Genomic DNA, 16873 nt, shown 5'->3' on the forward strand with positions numbered 1-16873 from the left:
TTCAAATTTCAAGGAATCTTATTAGTTTTGTAGCCTTAAAAATAAACCTAGCCAGCTAGGTATAACTTGGCTATGGAGTGAGAGCTTACAAGCCATCAAATCAGCGTTAATTAAACTATTTTAAGGACTAGTTCCTAACCTCAAGATGGAAAACAAAAAATACTACATCATTGATTTTGATAGTACTTTCACCAAAGTAGAAGCACTCGACGAGCTATGTGACATTGTACATGCAGGCAAAGAAAGCCTTGGACCTGTTCTTTCCAAAGTAAAGGACATTACCGATAGGGCTATGGAAGGAGAACTTTCCTTTGCCGAGGGGCTTGCTGAGCGAATTGCCATTATTGGAGCTCATCGCGATCACCTTCCCACCTTGGTCGATAGACTTAAAACCAAAGTAACCGATTCTATAGCTAGAAATAAGGATTTCTTCGCAAAGAATGCCGACGATATTCTGATCATTTCCAATGGATTTGTGGCATTTATAGAGCCTATTGTAACGCAATATGGCATTAAAAGTGAGAATATCTATGCCAACCATTTTGAGTTCGATACTGAAGGAAATATAATTGGTTTTGACAAAAGTAACCCACTAGCTGGCAACAATGGAAAGGTGAAGTTGATGAAAGACCTGAACCTAAAGGGGGATATTTATGTGATCGGTGATGGTTACAATGATTATGAGATCAAAAAAGCAGGGATCGCCGATAAGTTTTTTGCTTTCACAGAAAATATAAACCGTGAGAAGGTGAGCCAAGTTGCCGACTATATCGCACCAAGTTTCGACGAAGTTCTTTACGTAAATAAAATGCCAATGGCTATTTCTTATCCTAAAAATAGAATTAATGTATTGCTTCTAGAAAATGTGCACCCCAATGCTCAAAAGATGTTTGAGGATGAGGGTTACAATGTAGAAGTGATGAAAGGAGCTCTTGATGAAAATGAGCTTGCAGAGCGTATCAAAGGAGTTTCTATTTTGGGTATTCGCTCAAAAACCAACGTAACAGCAAAAGTGCTTGCCAATGCTAACCGCCTTATGGCAGTTGGTGCATTTTGCATAGGTACTAACCAAATTGATTTAGCGGGCTGCCTTGAAAAAGGTATCACCGTATTCAATGCACCTTTTAGCAATACGCGTAGCGTGGTTGAGCTTGCAATCGGTGAAATTATCATGTTGATGAGAAACCTTCCTGATAAAATGGCTGCCATGCACCAAGGCAAATGGGATAAATCTGCAAGCGGTTCTTTTGAGATTAGAGGGAAGAAGTTGGGCATAGTAGGATATGGAAACATTGGTGCTCAGCTTTCTGTATTGGCAGAAAATATGGGTATGAAGGTTTATTACTACGATATGGTAGAAAAACTAGCCTTGGGCAATGCAACCAAATGCAATTCTATGGAAGAGCTGCTTGGTATTGCCGATGTAGTCTCTCTCCACGTAGATGGCAGGGCTGAAAACAAGATGGTTTTTGGCGAAGAGCAATTTGCCATGATGAAAAAAGGGTCTATTTTGGTGAACTTGGCTAGAGGTTTTGTGGTAGATATAAAAGCTCTTACTGACAACCTGAAAAGTGGAAAACTAGTGGGTGCGGGAATCGACGTGTTCCCCGAAGAGCCTAAAAATAACCAAGAGCCATTTGTGTCTGATCTACTTGGTATGAAAAACGTAATTCTTACTCCGCATATCGGAGGAAGTACACTAGAAGCTCAGGAAAATATTGCCAGCTTTGTACCTAGTAAAATCATCGAATATGTGAACACGGGTAATACGTTCAATAGTGTGAATTTCCCGAACTTGCAGTTGCCAGCCTTCGAAAAGTCGCATAGGTTGCTCCATATTCACAAGAATGTATCTGGTATTTTGGCTAAGATCAATAGCGTATTAGCTAAGCATGAGATCAATATCATGGGACAATACCTCAAAACCAACGAACAAGTTGGTTATGTGATCACCGATATAGATAAAGAGTACGATAAGCAAGTGATGAAAGACCTAAAAGCAATTGAAGATACTATCAAGTTTAGGATTCTTTACTAGCAGCATTTGCTTGGGAAAAGCAATATTATATAAAGGCCATCGAATCTCAATCAGACTCGATGGCTTTTGTTTTTTTTAGTGATTTTTGTGCTTCGACCTTAAGCTTTCACGCCCAAAAAAGGTTCAAGTTGCCTAATGAGTTGCGCTTCAGGAACTACTCCCGATTGCCTCCACAAAATCTTGTTCTTATGGAAGAGAATCAAGGTAGGAATACCTCTTATCTGGTACTTTTGGGCTGCTGCGGCATTTTTATCTACATTTACCTTTAGTACTTTCAATTTGCCATCCAGCCTTGAAGCCACTTTGCTCAGCGTAGGCGCCATTACCTTACATGGCTGACACCAATCGGCATAAAAATCTACCAACACTGGAACATCTGAATTTTTGATCAAATTTGAGAACTTTGACATTTTATTTACTGGTTTTTAATGCGTTAATGCTTTTAATTATAATTAGTCTAATGAGTAGTAGCCATGGAAACCCATGCATTAGCAAGTCAAAATAATCCATAGCTTGCATGCCAACCGCTCCTCCTGCTACCCATTTTAGCTTTCCCCACACATGCGGTTCTGGGAAAAAAGGGGCGAGCCCGAGGGTGAGACATGCCATTACGATATATGCGGTATTGTTTACTATTTTCATCAGCTATATTATTTACAAACACATGAACATTTGTTCATGTAAATATAGTTCCCAAACCCTTAAAAAAAGAGTAGAAGGTTTAAAAGTAGATAGGCAGAAATGAATAAAGCCCCTACAAAGGGGCTTTACAAAACTTGATACCTGAGGTGCTTGGCTATTGTTTGGGCTTGTAAAGCTTAAAGCTATTTACAAACTCATCAACTACTTCGTTGCTTGCTCGGTTTCTGGCGGCTGCATACATGATGGTGTAAATCCTCGTTCCAGCCTTTATCATTTTCATGGTAATATGGCCATTGATATTGGTTTGTGGGGAAAACATCTTGTAGGTAATGCTTTTGTCGAACCCGTCATTTTCCCCTACCGTTCGTGAGCCCATTGTAATATAATCTGAGCTTCTGTCCATTGCTTCAGCAGATTGGTCAAAGAACTGCTCAATATCAATCGAATTAAAAAAAGGAGGAGGAAAATCCACATAGCTAACCACGTATTTTTGCTCTATTCCCATGCTGCACAAGAAAGTGACCGCATCAAATTTTTGATTTGCCAACATATTTTCTTGTATCATTACATTCGGTTTTTCAGGAAACTTGATTAAAAACTCGCCTTTTTTTGAGCCATAAAGCCCCGATTTTGTTGTTATTACATCGGGCTTATCGCTTGAGCATGCTTGAAAAATTAATATTAAAAAAATAACTACTACTTGAAGTTTTCTCATCTGTTGTTTTATTAATTGAAATACTCATTCTTGTTAGCATAACGTACTTTTTTAATAAAACATGTGAACAGTGTTCTGAAAATAAGGGAGATTTATTACCTGTTTGTCCCCCTTATTTCCCTGATCCAATATCTTCTGATTTATATCTTCTTAAAAGCTACAATAGCATTATGCCCCCCAAATCCAAAAGTATTACTTATGGCTACATCTACCTTCGCTTCTTTTGCTTCCCCCGTTACAATATTCAACTCCTGAGGGATTTTTTCATCTTTCTGTTCCAAATTGATGGTGGGAGGAATCAGTCCCGTATTGATGGCTTTGATGCTCAAAATCCCTTCTACAGCTCCTGCAGCCCCAAGTAAGTGCCCAGTCATCGATTTTGTTGCACTTATGTGCAAGTCGCTTTCAGTGCCAAAGACTTTCGTAATAGCCTTGATTTCACTCAAATCTCCCACTGGGGTGGAAGTGGCATGTGCGTTGAGGTAATCAACTTGATTGGGAGAAATACCCGCTTCTGCCAGTGCTAGTTCCATTGCTTTGGATGCGCCTAGTCCTTCGGGGTGAGTAGAAGTCATGTGATAGGCATCGGCAGTCATGCTTGCACCTACAATCTCAGCGTATATTTTTGCCCCTCGTTTTTTTGCATGTTCGTATTCTTCTAGTATCAATGCGCCAGCTCCTTCTCCCATCACAAACCCGTCCCGGTTGACATCAAATGGGCGAGAAGCTTCCACAGGATTTTCATTGTTGGTGGACATTGCCTTCATAGAGCTGAACCCTCCCACAGATGCTTCCGTAATTGGAGCTTCCGATCCACCCGTAATAAATGCTTTTGCCTTTCCAAGTTTGATGTAGTTGTAGGCATCCATAATGGCTGAGTTGGAAGTTGCACAAGCCGAAACCGTGGTGTAGTTGATCCCCATCAGTCCAAATTTCATGGAGATCATCCCCGAAGCCATATTGGCGATGAGTTTGGGTACGAAAAAGGGATTGAACCTTGGGTTTAGGTCGTTTGCGACATAGCCTTTCACCTCGTCTTCAAAAGTCTGCATGCCTCCTTGCCCTGATCCCCAGATCACTCCCATATCGTAAGGCGACATTTTTTCTATATCAATGCCGCTGTCTTCCATTGCTTCTGTTGCTGCATAAAGTGCATATTGGGTAAAAGGATCGCTCTTTCTAATTTCATTTCTGACCAGATACTTTTCAGGCTCAAATTCTTTTACCTCGCAGGCGAACTTTACTTTGAAGTTACTTACATCAAACTTGGAGATGGGAGCAGCACCGCTTTTTCCTGCAATCGCATTGTCCCAAAACTCATTTACCGAATTACCAATAGGAGTCAAAGCTCCCATGCCCGTAACACATACTCGTATTTCTTTAGGATGTTTCATGATTATACTTATTAGTAAGTAAGTTTTAAAATCAAATTTTTTTAACCACAAAAATATTGACTGAACTAGCTTATATAGTTTTTAGATATTTTCCAGAATAGATCTTTTGACTGTGGCGAGCACATTTTCTTTGGTCACCCTGCTTAGAATCAGGGAAGAAAGTAGCGCTGAAACTACTTCATCGGCTTTGTCCGAAGCCTCGCCCTTAAAGTTGAAATTGCCTAGTTTTCTGCCGTTTTCAAAAACCTCTCTCAGCCAAACTCTTATTTCTTGGCTAGCTGCCGTAAGTGATTCCTGCATTTTAGGAGGGAAGGTTTCGTATGCCGAGCCCATCGCTCCCATGAAACAAGCTAGTTTACTTGCATAGCTTTTGTCATAGATGCCAATGAAAGCTTCAAGCTGCTTGAGCGGCGGAAGCACACTCCAATTCACTTTTTCCACAGCAAATTTTTCCATCGTTCTGTCGATAATGGCTTTGCCCAAATCTGCTTTGGTGGGGAAATGGTAGTGAATCGCAGCATTTTTTACTTCTAAAGGCGTGGATATATCTTTGTAGCTAAAGGCATTATATCCCTTAGAGCGAATCAATACCTCCGCCAAATCCAAAATTTGCTCTCTCATTTCTGACATATCTTGCAATATTACTTACTAGTAGGTAAGTAAGCAAATTTTGTTTTGAGTAATGCAAGGAAGTTTCGTTGTGCTTGTTTCGACTGCCCACAACCTTAGTGGAAAGTAACTAAGAAAAATTCCTACCAATTCGGATGAATACTATCTTTCAACAGCTCGTCGTAAATCTTTTGAACTTCTTCCATTTGAGCTGCCGTTAGGTCAGGCAGGTTGCTTACGCTGATGTTGGCTTCGGCTTGGCTAGGTCGGCTAGCTCCTGGGATTACGCAACTCACCGCATCGAACATCAGCACCCATTTGAGGGCTTGTGGAGCGATTAGGGTTTCCCCAAATAATTTCTGAACCCTTTCCAAAGCAGCAAACCCGAGTTCGAGTGGAACACCAGAGAAAGTTTCCCCTTTATCGAAGAATTTTCCATCTCGGTTGAAGTTCCGATGGTCTTCGCTGGCGAAGGTAGTTTCCTTGGTTATTTTTCCGCTAAGCAAACCGCTGGCAAGGGGAACTCTCGCCAAAATCCCCACATTATTTGCCTTGGCTAGGGGGAAGAATTCCTCGGCAGGCTTTGGGCGGAACATGTTGAAAATGATTTGTACAGTCGCCACGCCAGAGTAGTTCATCGCCATAATAGCTTCCTCTACTTTCTCCACACTCACTCCATAGTGGCGGATTTTCCCTTTTTCCTTTATTTTATCTAAGGCTTCAAATACCTCATCTTTTTGGTACACAGAAGTAGGAGGGCAGTGCAGTTGCAAAAGGTCGAGCGTATCCAGCCCAGAGTTTTTCAAGCTATCGTCAATGAAACTTTCGATGGTTTTTGAGTTGTAGCCTTCAGCATTATGAGGATTCAGTCTGCGCCCACTTTTGGTGGCAACCAGCACCTCTTCCGAACGGCTTCTGACTACTGCTCCCACAATCTTTTCACTTAATCCATCTCCATACACATCGGCAGTATCAATGAAATTCACTCCTTCGTCTATGGCTTTATGGATAATGGCTTCCGCATTCTTCTGATCAAAATCAGCTCCCCATCTGCCGCCCACCTGCCAAGTGCCTAGCGATACTTCTGAAACTTTATATCCTGTTTTACCTAATGTTCTGTAGTTCATGGGTATTGTTTTAAGTGTTTTTTAATTCGATTTTTCTACCATCCATATCCTGAATTATAGCAGTTAAACCCCATTCTGTGTCTTTGATATCCGAAATAATTTTCCAACTTGAGTTCTTGATATGCTTGATTGTTAAATCTAGGCTTTCAACTGAAATTCCTAGCCTGAGTGAGCTGTCTGCTTCTTTCATTGATTTTGTTAATGGATAAATTTCAAAGACAAAACCATCCTTTTCACTCGCATAATGAAGTGGCCCTTTCCCATGTTGGTGATAGTCAAATTTAAATCCAAGCAATTCATATTGCTTTTTTAGTAACTGAGGCTCTTTTGTTCGAATAACAATTAGATTGAATTTCATTTATTCTTTTTTCAATTTCTTAAATATATCTATCAAAATAAGAATAGCTAAAAATGAAGCACAAAAAAATCCCAGTAAGCTAGCCTACTGGGATTCTATATGAACTGGTTTTTACAGATTAGTACCTGTAATGTTCAGGTTTGAATGGTCCTTGTTGTTCCACACCAATATATTTAGCTTGCTCTTCAGAAAGCTCGTCCAATTCAACACCAATTTTTTCAAGGTGCAAGGCAGCTACTTTTTCGTCCAAGTGCTTAGGCAACGTATAAACTTTGTTCTCGTAGTTTGCAGAGTTGTTCCAAAGCTCTATTTGAGCTAGCGTTTGGTTCGTGAAAGAGTTAGACATCACAAACGATGGGTGGCCAGTTGCACATCCCAAGTTCACCAATCTACCTTCAGCTAAGATGATGATTTCTTTTCCATCTACATTGTAAACGTCAACTTGAGGTTTTACTTCGTATTTAGTATCACCGTAGTTGCCATTCAGCCAAGCCATGTCAATTTCATTATCGAAGTGACCAATATTACAAACGATGGTTTTGTCTCCCATCAACTTGAAGTGCTCTTCAGAAATGATGTTGTAGTTACCAGTACAAGTAATTACAATATCAGCTCTTGGTACAGCATTTACCATTTTCTTTACTTCATAACCGTCCATTGCAGCTTGTAGCGCACAAATTGGGTCAATTTCAGTAACGATAACCCTTGCGCCAGCACCGCTAAGTGAAAGAGCAGTTCCCTTTCCAACATCACCATATCCAGCAACAACGGCAACTTTACCAGCCAACATTACATCAGTAGCTCTTCTTATCGCATCTACTGCAGACTCACGGCAACCGTATTTGTTATCAAATTTAGATTTTGTAACTGAATCGTTCACGTTGATAGCAGGCATTGGAAGAGTTCCATTTTTTACCCTTTCGTACAATCTGTGAACACCAGTAGTAGTTTCTTCAGAAAGACCTTTGATGCCAGCAACCAATTCAGGATACTCGTCAAGCACCATGTTGGTAAGGTCACCGCCATCATCCAAAATCATGTTCAATGGCTTCTTGTCATCACCCTCTCCAAAGAAAAGAGTTTGCTCAATACACCAGTTGAATTCTTCCTCGTTCATACCTTTCCAAGCGTAAACAGGGATGCCAGCAGCGGCAATTGCAGCAGCAGCTTGATCTTGTGTAGAGAAAATATTACAAGATGACCAAGTAACTTCAGCACCTAATGCAACTAAAGTTTCTATCAAAACAGCTGTTTGGATAGTCATGTGTAAACAACCAGCGATTCTTGCGCCTTTCAAAGGCTGCTCAGCGCCATATTCTTCTCTTAGGGACATCAAACCTGGCATTTCTGCTTCAGCCAATTTGATTTCTTTACGACCCCAATCTGCTAGGTTTATGTCTTTTACTTTGTAATTAAGTGTAGTCTGTGACATTGGATGGAATTTTTTATTTTTAAAGATTTGCAAAAGTAGTTCTTTCTAATGTAAACATCAATGAAAATAACTACTGATCAGCGTGTATGTTATTCAGAACTCCTTTAATATATGAAAAAAATTATTTTGTTGAACTTAGGTGCCTTATCGTAGATGCTACAGAAGAGAATTTTTGGGCTTCACCATTTTTATACAAAACCCACTCTGTACCCTGTCCATTTTGGTGGATATTCAATTCTAAATCAGCATTTTCATCAAAAGAAAAGCCTTCTCGTTCCAAGGCTCTTTTTGTCCAGAAGTAATGGGCTTTATCTCCTTTTAGGTTGATAGTTTTCCCCCTCTGAGGAATATTGACCTTGAACGTCCCTGTTTCTTTACAAAAATCAAAGCCACCTTTTTGGAAAGCTTTTTCAAATGTACCTTGTAAGATCAAGTCTTCTGGCATGCCAGTAACCATGGACTGGTTGGGCATCATAAGCCAAATGTTATCGGCTGCTTGGAGGGCAAGGTCTAGTTCGTGGGTTGAAAGTACAATTGCTTTCCCAGTCTTGCGGGCCATCTCTCTAAGCAAACGGATGATTTCAACTCGGTTGGGAAGGTCAAGGTGGGCGGTTGGTTCGTCCAGCATGATCAGTGGAGTATCTTGAACCAAAGCCCTTGTAATAAGTACTTTTTGCCTTTCGCCGTCGCTGAGCTGACTTATTTGTTTGTCGAGAAATTCTTCAATTCCAGTAGCTTTTACAGCTTCTTTTATCACCCGCTTGTCTTCTTCGCTTAGTTGCCCAAACCAACCAACGTAAGGGTAGCGGCCGAGGGATAGGAGGCTGTACACACTTAAATTTCCTACTGTCATATTTTCGGTGAGTACCAAACTGAGTTTTTTTGCCAGCTCTGTCTTTTTAACTTTATGGATATCGATATCTTCTAGCCAAATTCCCCCTTTCAAAGGCGCTTGGATTCCTGCCAGTGTTCGCATGAGCGTACTTTTTCCAGCTCCATTGGCTCCTAAAAGACAGACCAGTTGACCAGGATATAGCTCCAAATTGAGATGCTCGGCAACCATTTTGTTTCCTTTTTTGGATTTGTACCCAATTTGAAGATCGTTGGTGCGCAGGATTTTCGGAAGCTGTGATACGCCGTTAAGGGAAGTCGTGGATTTGGAGGCAAGTGTTATATTTTCCATATCGGTCAGTTTTCTCATTAGAAAGCTCCTTTTAAATTTTTTCGTTGAATAATCACCCAAATTACTACGGGTGAACCGATAATAGCTGTTACCGAGTTGATAGGAAGCGTGCTCTGGTGCCCAGGTATTTGTGCAATGATATCGCAAAAAAGCATGATGCAAGCACCCATTAGACAAGCCGAGGGGATCAATACACGATGATCCGACGTGTTGAATAACGAGCGACAAAGGTGGGGTACTGCTATACCTACAAAACCAATAGGCCCACAAAAACCGGTCACCGCACCTGCCAACAGGCTAGTGGAAAGGATGATCAAGATTTTTATTTTTTTGAGGTTCAACCCCATGCTGCTAGCGTAGTTTTCTCCCATGAGCAAAAGGTTGAGGTATTTGGAAGAAATAAACGTGATCAGTACGCCAACTCCTACCGAAATACTCAGTACTTTGAGGTGTTGTTGGGTAACCCCTCCAAGGCTACCGAAAGTCCACAAAAGGTAATCTTGAATTTGTTCGGGGCTGCTGAAATATTGCCAAATACTTACCATGGCAATGGTCAAATTGGCGATCATCAGCCCTACTATCAATAAAACAACATTATCGTTGATTCGGAGCGAAATCCCTATAATGATAAGGAGAATGAAAGCTGAACCAAGGGTAGATGCTAAAATGATAAGCCAACTTCCACCTATCCCCAGTTGCCTCAGGGCAAAGCTAGTGGTCACAAAACCCGAGCTAAGCATCACAACAGCTACGCCTAAACTTGCCCCTGCAGAAATGCCTAAAACTGAAGGACCTGCAAGTGGGTTTCTAAAAAGCGTTTGCATTTGCAAGCCACTTACGGCCAGTGCCGCCCCAGCCAAAATTGCGGTGAATGCTTTTGGGACACGAATAGTTTCTACAATCTTGAGCCAAGCTATATTGTCCGAACCTTTGCCTACCAATATGGCGACTACTTCCGTAAAAGGGATATTAACAGAGCCAAGGGCAACGTCTAAGACCAAAAAAAGAATCAATAGGGTAATCAGTGCCAACATCCAAGATAGCTTGGGGGCTAAACTTGGCAGCTTTATTTCTTGCCGAGTATCTATACTACTTGTTCTTTGCATAAAGTTTCAAAAAATACAGCCATGATAATGACGGAATGTAGCTTTCGTACTCGATGGATCTGCCCCGAATCCTCCTTGTATAATTATTGGAAAAACTAAGATAAGCTGGCTGTCGCCTGTTACTTATTCGCTTTTCTCCCGAAAGCTTAAAGCTATATACAAAAATGGCAGGTCTTCTGACTTTCCCAGGTTTTGGCTTGCCTTCCCGCCCCAATTAGGGCAGTGGCGAAGGTAAGAGCCTCACCTCTAGATGTTGCAAAGCAACAACAGGATTACAGCAGCGGGGACTGTTCCAGAGTTTCACTGGATTCCCTTTTCATGCTTGCCCTTATGCAAGGGCTTGCAACCACTTTTCTTCTACAAAGATAACACATTTCCCGAATGAAGGTAGGGTTTTCAACTGCTCAATTCGCTAAAGATCATTTCCGCTCTAGTTTCTACAGTCGTTTTGGGAAGTTCAATCACCTTGTAGCCAAGTTCTATATATACTTTTTGGATGGCTGTGCCGAGGGCAAAAGCTTCGGTATAGGATTGGGGCCTTTCTGGGTCGTTGACATAGACTTCTTCCCACGGTGGACACCAAAAAACGGTAGTATAGTAAGGGTGGGAGAGAATGCTCTTTTTTACTCCCAAGTCCGGTAGATTATTGCAACGCAAGTAAGCTAAAATATCGGGCATACCTCTGTCAAAAAAGACAAAAGAGGGATTCTGAGAAGCATGCTCCCATTCAGTAGCCATTTCTTTGCAACAAAGCAGGGCAAATGCGGGAAGATTCTCCCAAGGCAACAGGCCTTTCTTTTTGGACGATTCTTGTTGGATAAGCTTTCGACTGACTTCTTCGCTTATTATATATCCAAGGCTTTGTAGTTTGTTAATTAAGGTAGTTTTCCCTGCTCCAGGCCCTCCCGTTATTACTATTCTTCTTACCATTTGTATTTTTTTCGGCAAAGGTAAAAAGGAAGCGGAAAAGCTACTCAAATTGATAGACTAGTTCTTTTGTATATTTCTCTAAGTGTAAAACAATGCTATTATGCCCCTCTTTTTGCAAAGGCTTTAGGTCAAAAGTAAGTGTGTCCTGTACTATTGCTTCGCAAAAATCGTGGTCTTCAAAAGAAAGAAGGAGGTTGAGCTGAGGTGGCATCGATTTCGTCAAATAGCCATCTGTAACCATGTAAGCTTTTATTTCACCACAGCCTCCGCCATAGCTGATTACCAATTCCAAAGAGTCGTTTTTTATCTCTGCATGTTTGTAGAAAAACTCGTCTTTGCTTGCTTCGCTATATTTTGCAGGGTCAACTATTACTTGCGAGCTGGTACTTTTGAGTTGCCAGTTGGCAAAAGCATCATCGTCTTGGGTAACCTCAACGTTATCATCTGAGCAGGAGCTCAGAGCTATCAGGCTAAATAAAAAGATGTATAAGTAGTGAAAGTGTTTCATGATCAGATGTTTTTTGATAGTTGTTTTGTAAAGTTTCTACAAATAAGATGCTTTTTTTGGTCAAAAGGTTTAATAGCCTTGGCGTATTTACTGTTAAAAAAACAAAAAAGCCCTGTGGGCTCCCACAGGGCTTCATTTTCAATCGCTTTTTAAAACTAATACGTTATCTCCACATTTTGCTCAAAGTCATAGAGAGTAAGCGCCCTAATGGTGTAATAAGCACTCCAAAAATCCCGAAGTGATTGGAGATAGTTTTGTTTGGCCTCGTCTTTCTCTTTTAGTGCAATGTTTAAGTCTGTAATACTGATTTTGGCTACCAAATAGCGCTGCTGGGAAATGTCGTACCTGAGTTGGGCAATTTCATCGGCTCTTATCGAAGCTTTCAATTGTTCTCTCAAAATGGGGAATTGTTTCACCAGAGTATAGATTTCTTGTTCAAAGTTGATCTCCTCTTGGGCAACTGTGTTTTTTACGAGTTCTTGATTGGCTATAGCTGTGTTTTTCATTGCTTTTTGCCTTCCCCAGTCCATGATCGGGATTTGAAAAGTAACAGCTAAACGCTGCTGGTCTTGCATGTCATTATAAAGCATATCGAAAGTATTGCTTTGGCTGGTGAGACCGAAACTTCCTACTACGTTCACATTGAGCCCGCTTTGCCCTTTGGCTTGGGCAACCTCCCGTTCTGCTTCCATTAGCTCCCGTTTAAATGCTAAATACTGCTGCCGGTTCTTTTTTGCTTGTTGAATAGCCAACTCTACGTCAATCGGGAAATCTGGTATTTCGGCAGGGGCAATTAAAGTGACTTCTTGGTTATCAGGGTTTCCAATGAACGTGTTTAGGTTGAGCATAGTTGTTTCCAAGTCTAACCGAGCTTGCCTTACTTGTTGTTCCGAATTAACAAGGTTGAGCTCCAACTGTAGAAGTTCGTTTTCTGCGATTTTTCCCAGCTCGTACCTTCCTTCGGCAATCCGGTAAATAGTATCGTTGTTGATCTTGTTTTTTTGAGAGATTTCTAGTGAAATCTGGGCGAGGAGTAAGCTGAAAAATAAGTTGCTGGCTCGAATGGCTACCCGTTCCACTTCTTCATTATAATCTTTAATAGATTCTTCGTACCTGATTGGTTCTATTCTTTTGTCCCATTTTAGTTCGTTAAACCCAAATACAGGTTGGGTAACACCAAATATTAAAGGAGATGCAGCGTAGCTGGTAGACCTATTATCTCCATATAGGTCAATCCGCTGAACGTTGGTACCGGCAAAGATCCGCCCGCCTGTAGCCGAAATAGCTTGGCTGATACTAAGTTGTAAATCCGAACTTGCCAAGCTTCTTCTTATAAATATATCTGTACCATCTGGCTGGGTAACAGGAGAGATGGAACTATTAAAGTCTGGCAAAGAGCCATCTAGAGAGAGCTGTGGCTTGTAGTTGGATTGGTAGGTTTTGTATTGCCAATAGCGGTTTTCCTTCCTGTTTTTTGCTTGTAATGAGCTGAGTGAATTCATTTTTGCCAAATTAATCACTTGGCTCAGGTCGTAAACTTGCTGGGCGAATAGCCCATTTGTAATTAAAATAAAAAAAATGATAACTGGCAGTATTCTTTTTGTCTGCATTTTTCTGAAGTCTTAGAAGATCTTGTGTATCAATTTAAAATTATGCAAAGGCATTGTGCAGGTGGAATTATAGGTTTCCACCACAAAATTTACTCATGCCTCAGCGAGGTAATGGGGTCTTGGTCTGCAGCTCTTTTTGCAGGAGTAATTCCGAAGATAAGCCCAACACCAGCTGCTACTGCGAAGGAAACAATGATAGATCCTGGAGAAATAATAGTAGGAATATCGGCTACTTCGGCGATTATAAGCGCCAAGGAAACTCCCAGTATCACCCCAATCAACCCTCCTGAAAGGCTGATCATCACAGATTCGAATAAAAATTGGAGGACAATGTCGATGCGTTTTGCCCCGAGGGAAATTCTAAGCCCGATTTCCTTGATCCGCTCCATTACCGATGCTAGCATGATATTCATGATTCCAATCCCCCCAACTATCAATGAGATTCCTGCAATAGCTCCAAGTACTATGTTGAAAATATCCTTGGTTCGCTGCTGCTGTTTGAGCAAGAGCTCCGGGATAGTGATTTCGTAATCGACCATTCTGAAGTGCCTTCTTTCCAACATCCGGGCAATTACGTCAGCCGTTGCGTTGAGATACTCTGTTTCTTCTACTTGTACTACTAGTTTGTCAAGTTGATGGTAGTTTTTGTCTGCGGTAGGCACATCTTCTTCATCTCCACCTCCGCTTCTCACAATGAAAAAACCTCCATTACTAGCCGCAGCTTGCCTGATCATACTTGCCGTGATAAGTGCCCTGTTTTTGTAGCGGGTAAGGATAGTTTGAATGGGCGTATAAACATCCATATTAAAATCTCGGATGCCTAGCTTAGAAGAAATACTGGATTTTGAAACCATCCTTTCTTCCATCACCCCAATGATCTTGAGCCAGTGTGGACCACATTTGATGTACTTCCCTATGGGATTAGATTTACTAAAAAATTTTGATTTGATACCTCTTCCGATTATACAAACTTGGTCTCCGTAAGCGAGGTTATGTTCGTTGAACTCCCTGCCCTCAGCTAAGTTGAAATTATAAATATCAAAATAAGATGGCTCAACACCAACAAGTTTTGCGGATCTCCTAATGCCGTTACACACAATTTGTGTCTCTAGCAAAATCTCTGGGCTCATTTTGGAGATAGTCGGAAGGATTTTTTTTACACTTTTCGCATCTAAAAGGGTAAGCCCTGGTGAGAATTGAACTTTTTCTTTTCCTCCTCCCGAGTCATCATCTACATTTTCTTCCACTTGCTCCACCACTGGCGTGACTACAATGTTGTTGACCCCTACCAATTTGATTTGCTCCAACACTTCTTGCTGGGCACCATTCCCAACGGCTAACATAGCAATTACAGCAGCCACCCCAAATATAATTCCAAGGGCGGTGAGCATTGTTCTCATTTTATTTGAAAGCAATGCTTCGGTAGCTATATAAAGGTTGGATAAATACCTTTCTAAATTATTCATTTCTATGAAGTTCCCCTGCTTTACAGGGGCTTGGGTTTTGTGAGTGATGTTTAAAAAAGGCGGAGTTGCCGCCTTTGTCATTCAAAATCTGTTAATTAGAAGCCACTTGTTCTGCCTCTCCGCCGTCTAGTAGCTTAATTCGTTCATCTTCCATGCCTATTGGAGTGGAGAGATAAATTTCATCGCCTTCTTCTATTCCGCTTTCTATCACCGCTTCGTTGTCGTTGGTACTCCCTACCATCACCTGCTGTTTTGTAGTTCCAATGCCAAGTTTGGTGTATACATAAGTAATAGAGTCGCCTTGGTTGTGAAGGCATTCCAATGGCACAGAAAGAACATTTTCTACAGTATTCGAAATGATGATGTTACTTGTAGTCATGGCAGGGCGGAGGGTGGTATCGCTTTCGCTCACTTTTATGAGTACTTCAAATACTTTCGCATCGGAGTTTGGCTTTTGTTCACCTACGTTGGCTACTTGAGTAACCAAGCCGGTCAGCTTTTTTTCTGGGAAAGCATCTAACCCAATCTTAACAGGTTGGCCTCTCTTAATCTTCATGATATCCACCTCGTTTACATAGGTTTTGGAAATCATAGTGCTAAGGTCGGGAAGGGTTGCTACTTCAGGATTCCATGAGGAGATGGTCGATCCTTCTCGTATTTTTTTGCCATTCCAAGACTTTGTGTAGATCACCATGCCGTTTTGTGGAGCTATAATGGTAAAGCTACTTAACAGGTCATCTAAAAACTTAACATCTTGTTGTTGTTCGTTTAGCTCCATTTGAGCCTCAGTCATTTTTGCTCTAGCTTGCTCAGCTTTTATCTCATAGTTTTCCTTGGCTTGTTTTAAATCTCTTTTAGCCTTGGTAAGTTCTATTTCCGCTTGCTTAATAGTTGCTGGCGGTTCAAATTGAGATTGTTCCAAAACAATTTCCTTTTCCTCAACATTAAATTGGAGGTTAAGGATATTATCTCGTGCTTCTCTTAATTGAAGAGCGGTATCAAGTTTTGTCTGAGTGTATTCCGCCTGTTCTTTGGTAAGTTGATCTCGTTCTTCTTGGTATTTGTTGAAAAGCTCAGATTTATCTAGCTCTGCTATAAAGTCTCCGGCTTTTACCCTCGAACCTTCTGGGATAAGCTTTTCGATTTTAAATTCTCTCAAGCCACTTCGGCGCAAGCCTCTGGGACCTCTGATGCTTACCGAGTTAATAGGGTCAAGCTCACCTGTAGTAGTAATGGCTATTTCAAAATCACTTTTCTTGACTGTAACTGTAATCTCATTGCTGCTATCAGCATCTGTCTCCCACAATAGGAACACCGCTAACAAGGCAACAATAATAGCTCCTGGGATAATATATCTCTTTTTCATCTTTGATAGGTATTTGTGTAAGGGCAATCCGTTTGCCCTAGGGTATTTTATATTGGAAATTTACTAAATATATGTAATGTTTATTTTTTCTCATTAAAAAAAGTTAGCCTATAAAGATTAAGCATAGAAAATGAAAAAAGTTTATGCATTTGAGATAGAGCAGGCATTTGTATTTCTGATAAATTGGTAGAGTAGCTAAACAAGCATTGATTGTGCCTTCAAAAAGTCTATCAGTTGATTGGTAAAAGTCCCGTTCAGAACGGAATAATTGTGAAATTAACCGTTCCCTTCAATATGTCAAACCATTTTGGCTGAAACAAGGTGATAAATACACCAAGGGGTAAAAAATAGGATGAAAAGGTTTTTTTATATAAGCATGTTTAAAATTT

Annotated in this window: 16 protein-coding genes and 1 riboswitch; of the genes, 1 reads left to right on the forward strand and 15 read right to left on the reverse strand. The window is 40.9% G+C overall.

The annotated features are described in order from the left end of the window. Positions 1 to 145: 145 nt before the first annotated feature. Positions 146 to 2038: a phosphoglycerate dehydrogenase gene (gene serA / locus R9C00_06295; GenBank protein ID WPO37052.1), complete on the forward strand. Its 1893-nt coding sequence runs from the start codon at positions 146 to 148 to the stop codon at positions 2036 to 2038. 98 nt (positions 2039 to 2136) lie between these two features. Here the strand turns inward: serA and trxA are convergent, their stop codons facing one another. From trxA to R9C00_06370, 15 genes are all read right to left on the reverse strand, one after another. Next, positions 2137 to 2448, reverse strand: a complete 312-nt coding sequence (trxA, locus tag R9C00_06300; GenBank protein WPO37053.1) for a thioredoxin — start codon at positions 2446 to 2448, stop codon at positions 2137 to 2139. A 1-nt stretch (position 2449) separates the two neighbouring features. Next, complete coding sequence (locus R9C00_06305; GenBank protein ID WPO37054.1) at positions 2450 to 2680, reverse strand: hypothetical protein; 231 nt, start codon at positions 2678 to 2680, stop codon at positions 2450 to 2452. A 154-nt stretch (positions 2681 to 2834) separates the two neighbouring features. After that, positions 2835 to 3395 (reverse strand): hypothetical protein, encoded by a 561-nt coding sequence (locus tag R9C00_06310; protein WPO37055.1) that lies wholly within the window; start codon positions 3393 to 3395, stop codon positions 2835 to 2837. Positions 3396 to 3535: 140 nt separating this feature from the next. Further along, positions 3536 to 4789: a beta-ketoacyl-ACP synthase II gene (gene fabF, locus R9C00_06315; GenBank protein ID WPO37056.1), complete on the reverse strand. Its 1254-nt coding sequence runs from the start codon at positions 4787 to 4789 to the stop codon at positions 3536 to 3538. A gap of 81 nt (positions 4790 to 4870) precedes the next feature. Further along, entirely contained in the window at positions 4871 to 5419 is a 549-nt protein-coding gene (locus tag R9C00_06320) for a TetR/AcrR family transcriptional regulator (GenBank protein ID WPO37057.1), read from the reverse strand. 122 nt (positions 5420 to 5541) lie between these two features. Continuing rightward, the gene (locus R9C00_06325) at positions 5542 to 6525 is read right to left on the reverse strand and encodes an aldo/keto reductase (protein ID WPO37058.1); all 984 of its coding nucleotides are present in this window, start codon (positions 6523 to 6525) and stop codon (positions 5542 to 5544) included. 10 nt (positions 6526 to 6535) lie between these two features. Further along, a complete protein-coding gene (locus R9C00_06330; protein WPO37059.1) occupies positions 6536 to 6883 on the reverse strand; it encodes a glyoxalase/bleomycin resistance/extradiol dioxygenase family protein in 348 nt (115 codons plus the stop codon). A gap of 118 nt (positions 6884 to 7001) precedes the next feature. Further along, a complete protein-coding gene (gene ahcY / locus R9C00_06335) occupies positions 7002 to 8315 on the reverse strand; it encodes an adenosylhomocysteinase (GenBank protein WPO37060.1) in 1314 nt (437 codons plus the stop codon). Positions 8316 to 8436: 121 nt separating this feature from the next. Beyond that, positions 8437 to 9516: an ABC transporter ATP-binding protein gene (locus R9C00_06340; protein WPO37061.1), complete on the reverse strand. Its 1080-nt coding sequence runs from the start codon at positions 9514 to 9516 to the stop codon at positions 8437 to 8439. Beyond that, a complete protein-coding gene (locus tag R9C00_06345; GenBank protein ID WPO37062.1) occupies positions 9516 to 10604 on the reverse strand; it encodes an iron ABC transporter permease in 1089 nt (362 codons plus the stop codon). Before R9C00_06345 ends, R9C00_06340 begins: the two co-directional genes overlap by 1 nt. A gap of 148 nt (positions 10605 to 10752) precedes the next feature. Beyond that, a riboswitch (cobalamin riboswitch) is annotated at positions 10753 to 10970 on the reverse strand. A 30-nt stretch (positions 10971 to 11000) separates the two neighbouring features. Then, positions 11001 to 11534, reverse strand: a complete 534-nt coding sequence (locus R9C00_06350; GenBank protein ID WPO37063.1) for an AAA family ATPase — start codon at positions 11532 to 11534, stop codon at positions 11001 to 11003. A gap of 40 nt (positions 11535 to 11574) precedes the next feature. Then, the gene (locus tag R9C00_06355) at positions 11575 to 12042 is read right to left on the reverse strand and encodes a hypothetical protein (protein ID WPO37064.1); all 468 of its coding nucleotides are present in this window, start codon (positions 12040 to 12042) and stop codon (positions 11575 to 11577) included. Between the two features lie 155 nt (positions 12043 to 12197). After that, positions 12198 to 13652, reverse strand: a complete 1455-nt coding sequence (locus R9C00_06360; GenBank protein WPO37065.1) for a TolC family protein — start codon at positions 13650 to 13652, stop codon at positions 12198 to 12200. 89 nt (positions 13653 to 13741) lie between these two features. Beyond that, positions 13742 to 15118, reverse strand: a complete 1377-nt coding sequence (locus tag R9C00_06365; GenBank protein ID WPO38763.1) for an ABC transporter permease — start codon at positions 15116 to 15118, stop codon at positions 13742 to 13744. A gap of 91 nt (positions 15119 to 15209) precedes the next feature. After that, complete coding sequence (locus R9C00_06370; GenBank protein ID WPO37066.1) at positions 15210 to 16484, reverse strand: efflux RND transporter periplasmic adaptor subunit; 1275 nt, start codon at positions 16482 to 16484, stop codon at positions 15210 to 15212. Positions 16485 to 16873 lie beyond the last annotated feature (389 nt).

It is taken from the genome of Flammeovirgaceae bacterium SG7u.111 (assembly GCA_034044135.1).
GTDB lineage: Bacteria > Bacteroidota > Bacteroidia > Cytophagales > Flammeovirgaceae.

Coding starts and splice junctions, on each gene's coding strand:
- serA (WPO37052.1), top strand. CDS start 146: ATGGAAAACAAAAAATACTACATCATTGATTTTGATAGTACTTTCACC.
- R9C00_06320 (WPO37057.1), bottom strand. CDS start 5,419: ATGTCAGAAATGAGAGAGCAAATTTTGGATTTGGCGGAGGTATTGATT.
- R9C00_06350 (WPO37063.1), bottom strand. CDS start 11,534: ATGGTAAGAAGAATAGTAATAACGGGAGGGCCTGGAGCAGGGAAAACT.
- R9C00_06370 (WPO37066.1), bottom strand. CDS start 16,484: ATGAAAAAGAGATATATTATCCCAGGAGCTATTATTGTTGCCTTGTTA.
- R9C00_06355 (WPO37064.1), bottom strand. CDS start 12,042: ATGAAACACTTTCACTACTTATACATCTTTTTATTTAGCCTGATAGCT.
- fabF (WPO37056.1), bottom strand. CDS start 4,789: ATGAAACATCCTAAAGAAATACGAGTATGTGTTACGGGCATGGGAGCT.
- ahcY (WPO37060.1), bottom strand. CDS start 8,315: ATGTCACAGACTACACTTAATTACAAAGTAAAAGACATAAACCTAGCA.
- R9C00_06325 (WPO37058.1), bottom strand. CDS start 6,525: ATGAACTACAGAACATTAGGTAAAACAGGATATAAAGTTTCAGAAGTA.
- trxA (WPO37053.1), bottom strand. CDS start 2,448: ATGTCAAAGTTCTCAAATTTGATCAAAAATTCAGATGTTCCAGTGTTG.
- R9C00_06365 (WPO38763.1), bottom strand. CDS start 15,118: ATGAATAATTTAGAAAGGTATTTATCCAACCTTTATATAGCTACCGAA.
- R9C00_06360 (WPO37065.1), bottom strand. CDS start 13,652: ATGCAGACAAAAAGAATACTGCCAGTTATCATTTTTTTTATTTTAATT.
- R9C00_06310 (WPO37055.1), bottom strand. CDS start 3,395: ATGAGAAAACTTCAAGTAGTAGTTATTTTTTTAATATTAATTTTTCAA.
- R9C00_06345 (WPO37062.1), bottom strand. CDS start 10,604: ATGCAAAGAACAAGTAGTATAGATACTCGGCAAGAAATAAAGCTGCCA.
- R9C00_06330 (WPO37059.1), bottom strand. CDS start 6,883: ATGAAATTCAATCTAATTGTTATTCGAACAAAAGAGCCTCAGTTACTA.
- R9C00_06305 (WPO37054.1), bottom strand. CDS start 2,680: ATGAAAATAGTAAACAATACCGCATATATCGTAATGGCATGTCTCACC.
- R9C00_06340 (WPO37061.1), bottom strand. CDS start 9,516: ATGAGAAAACTGACCGATATGGAAAATATAACACTTGCCTCCAAATCC.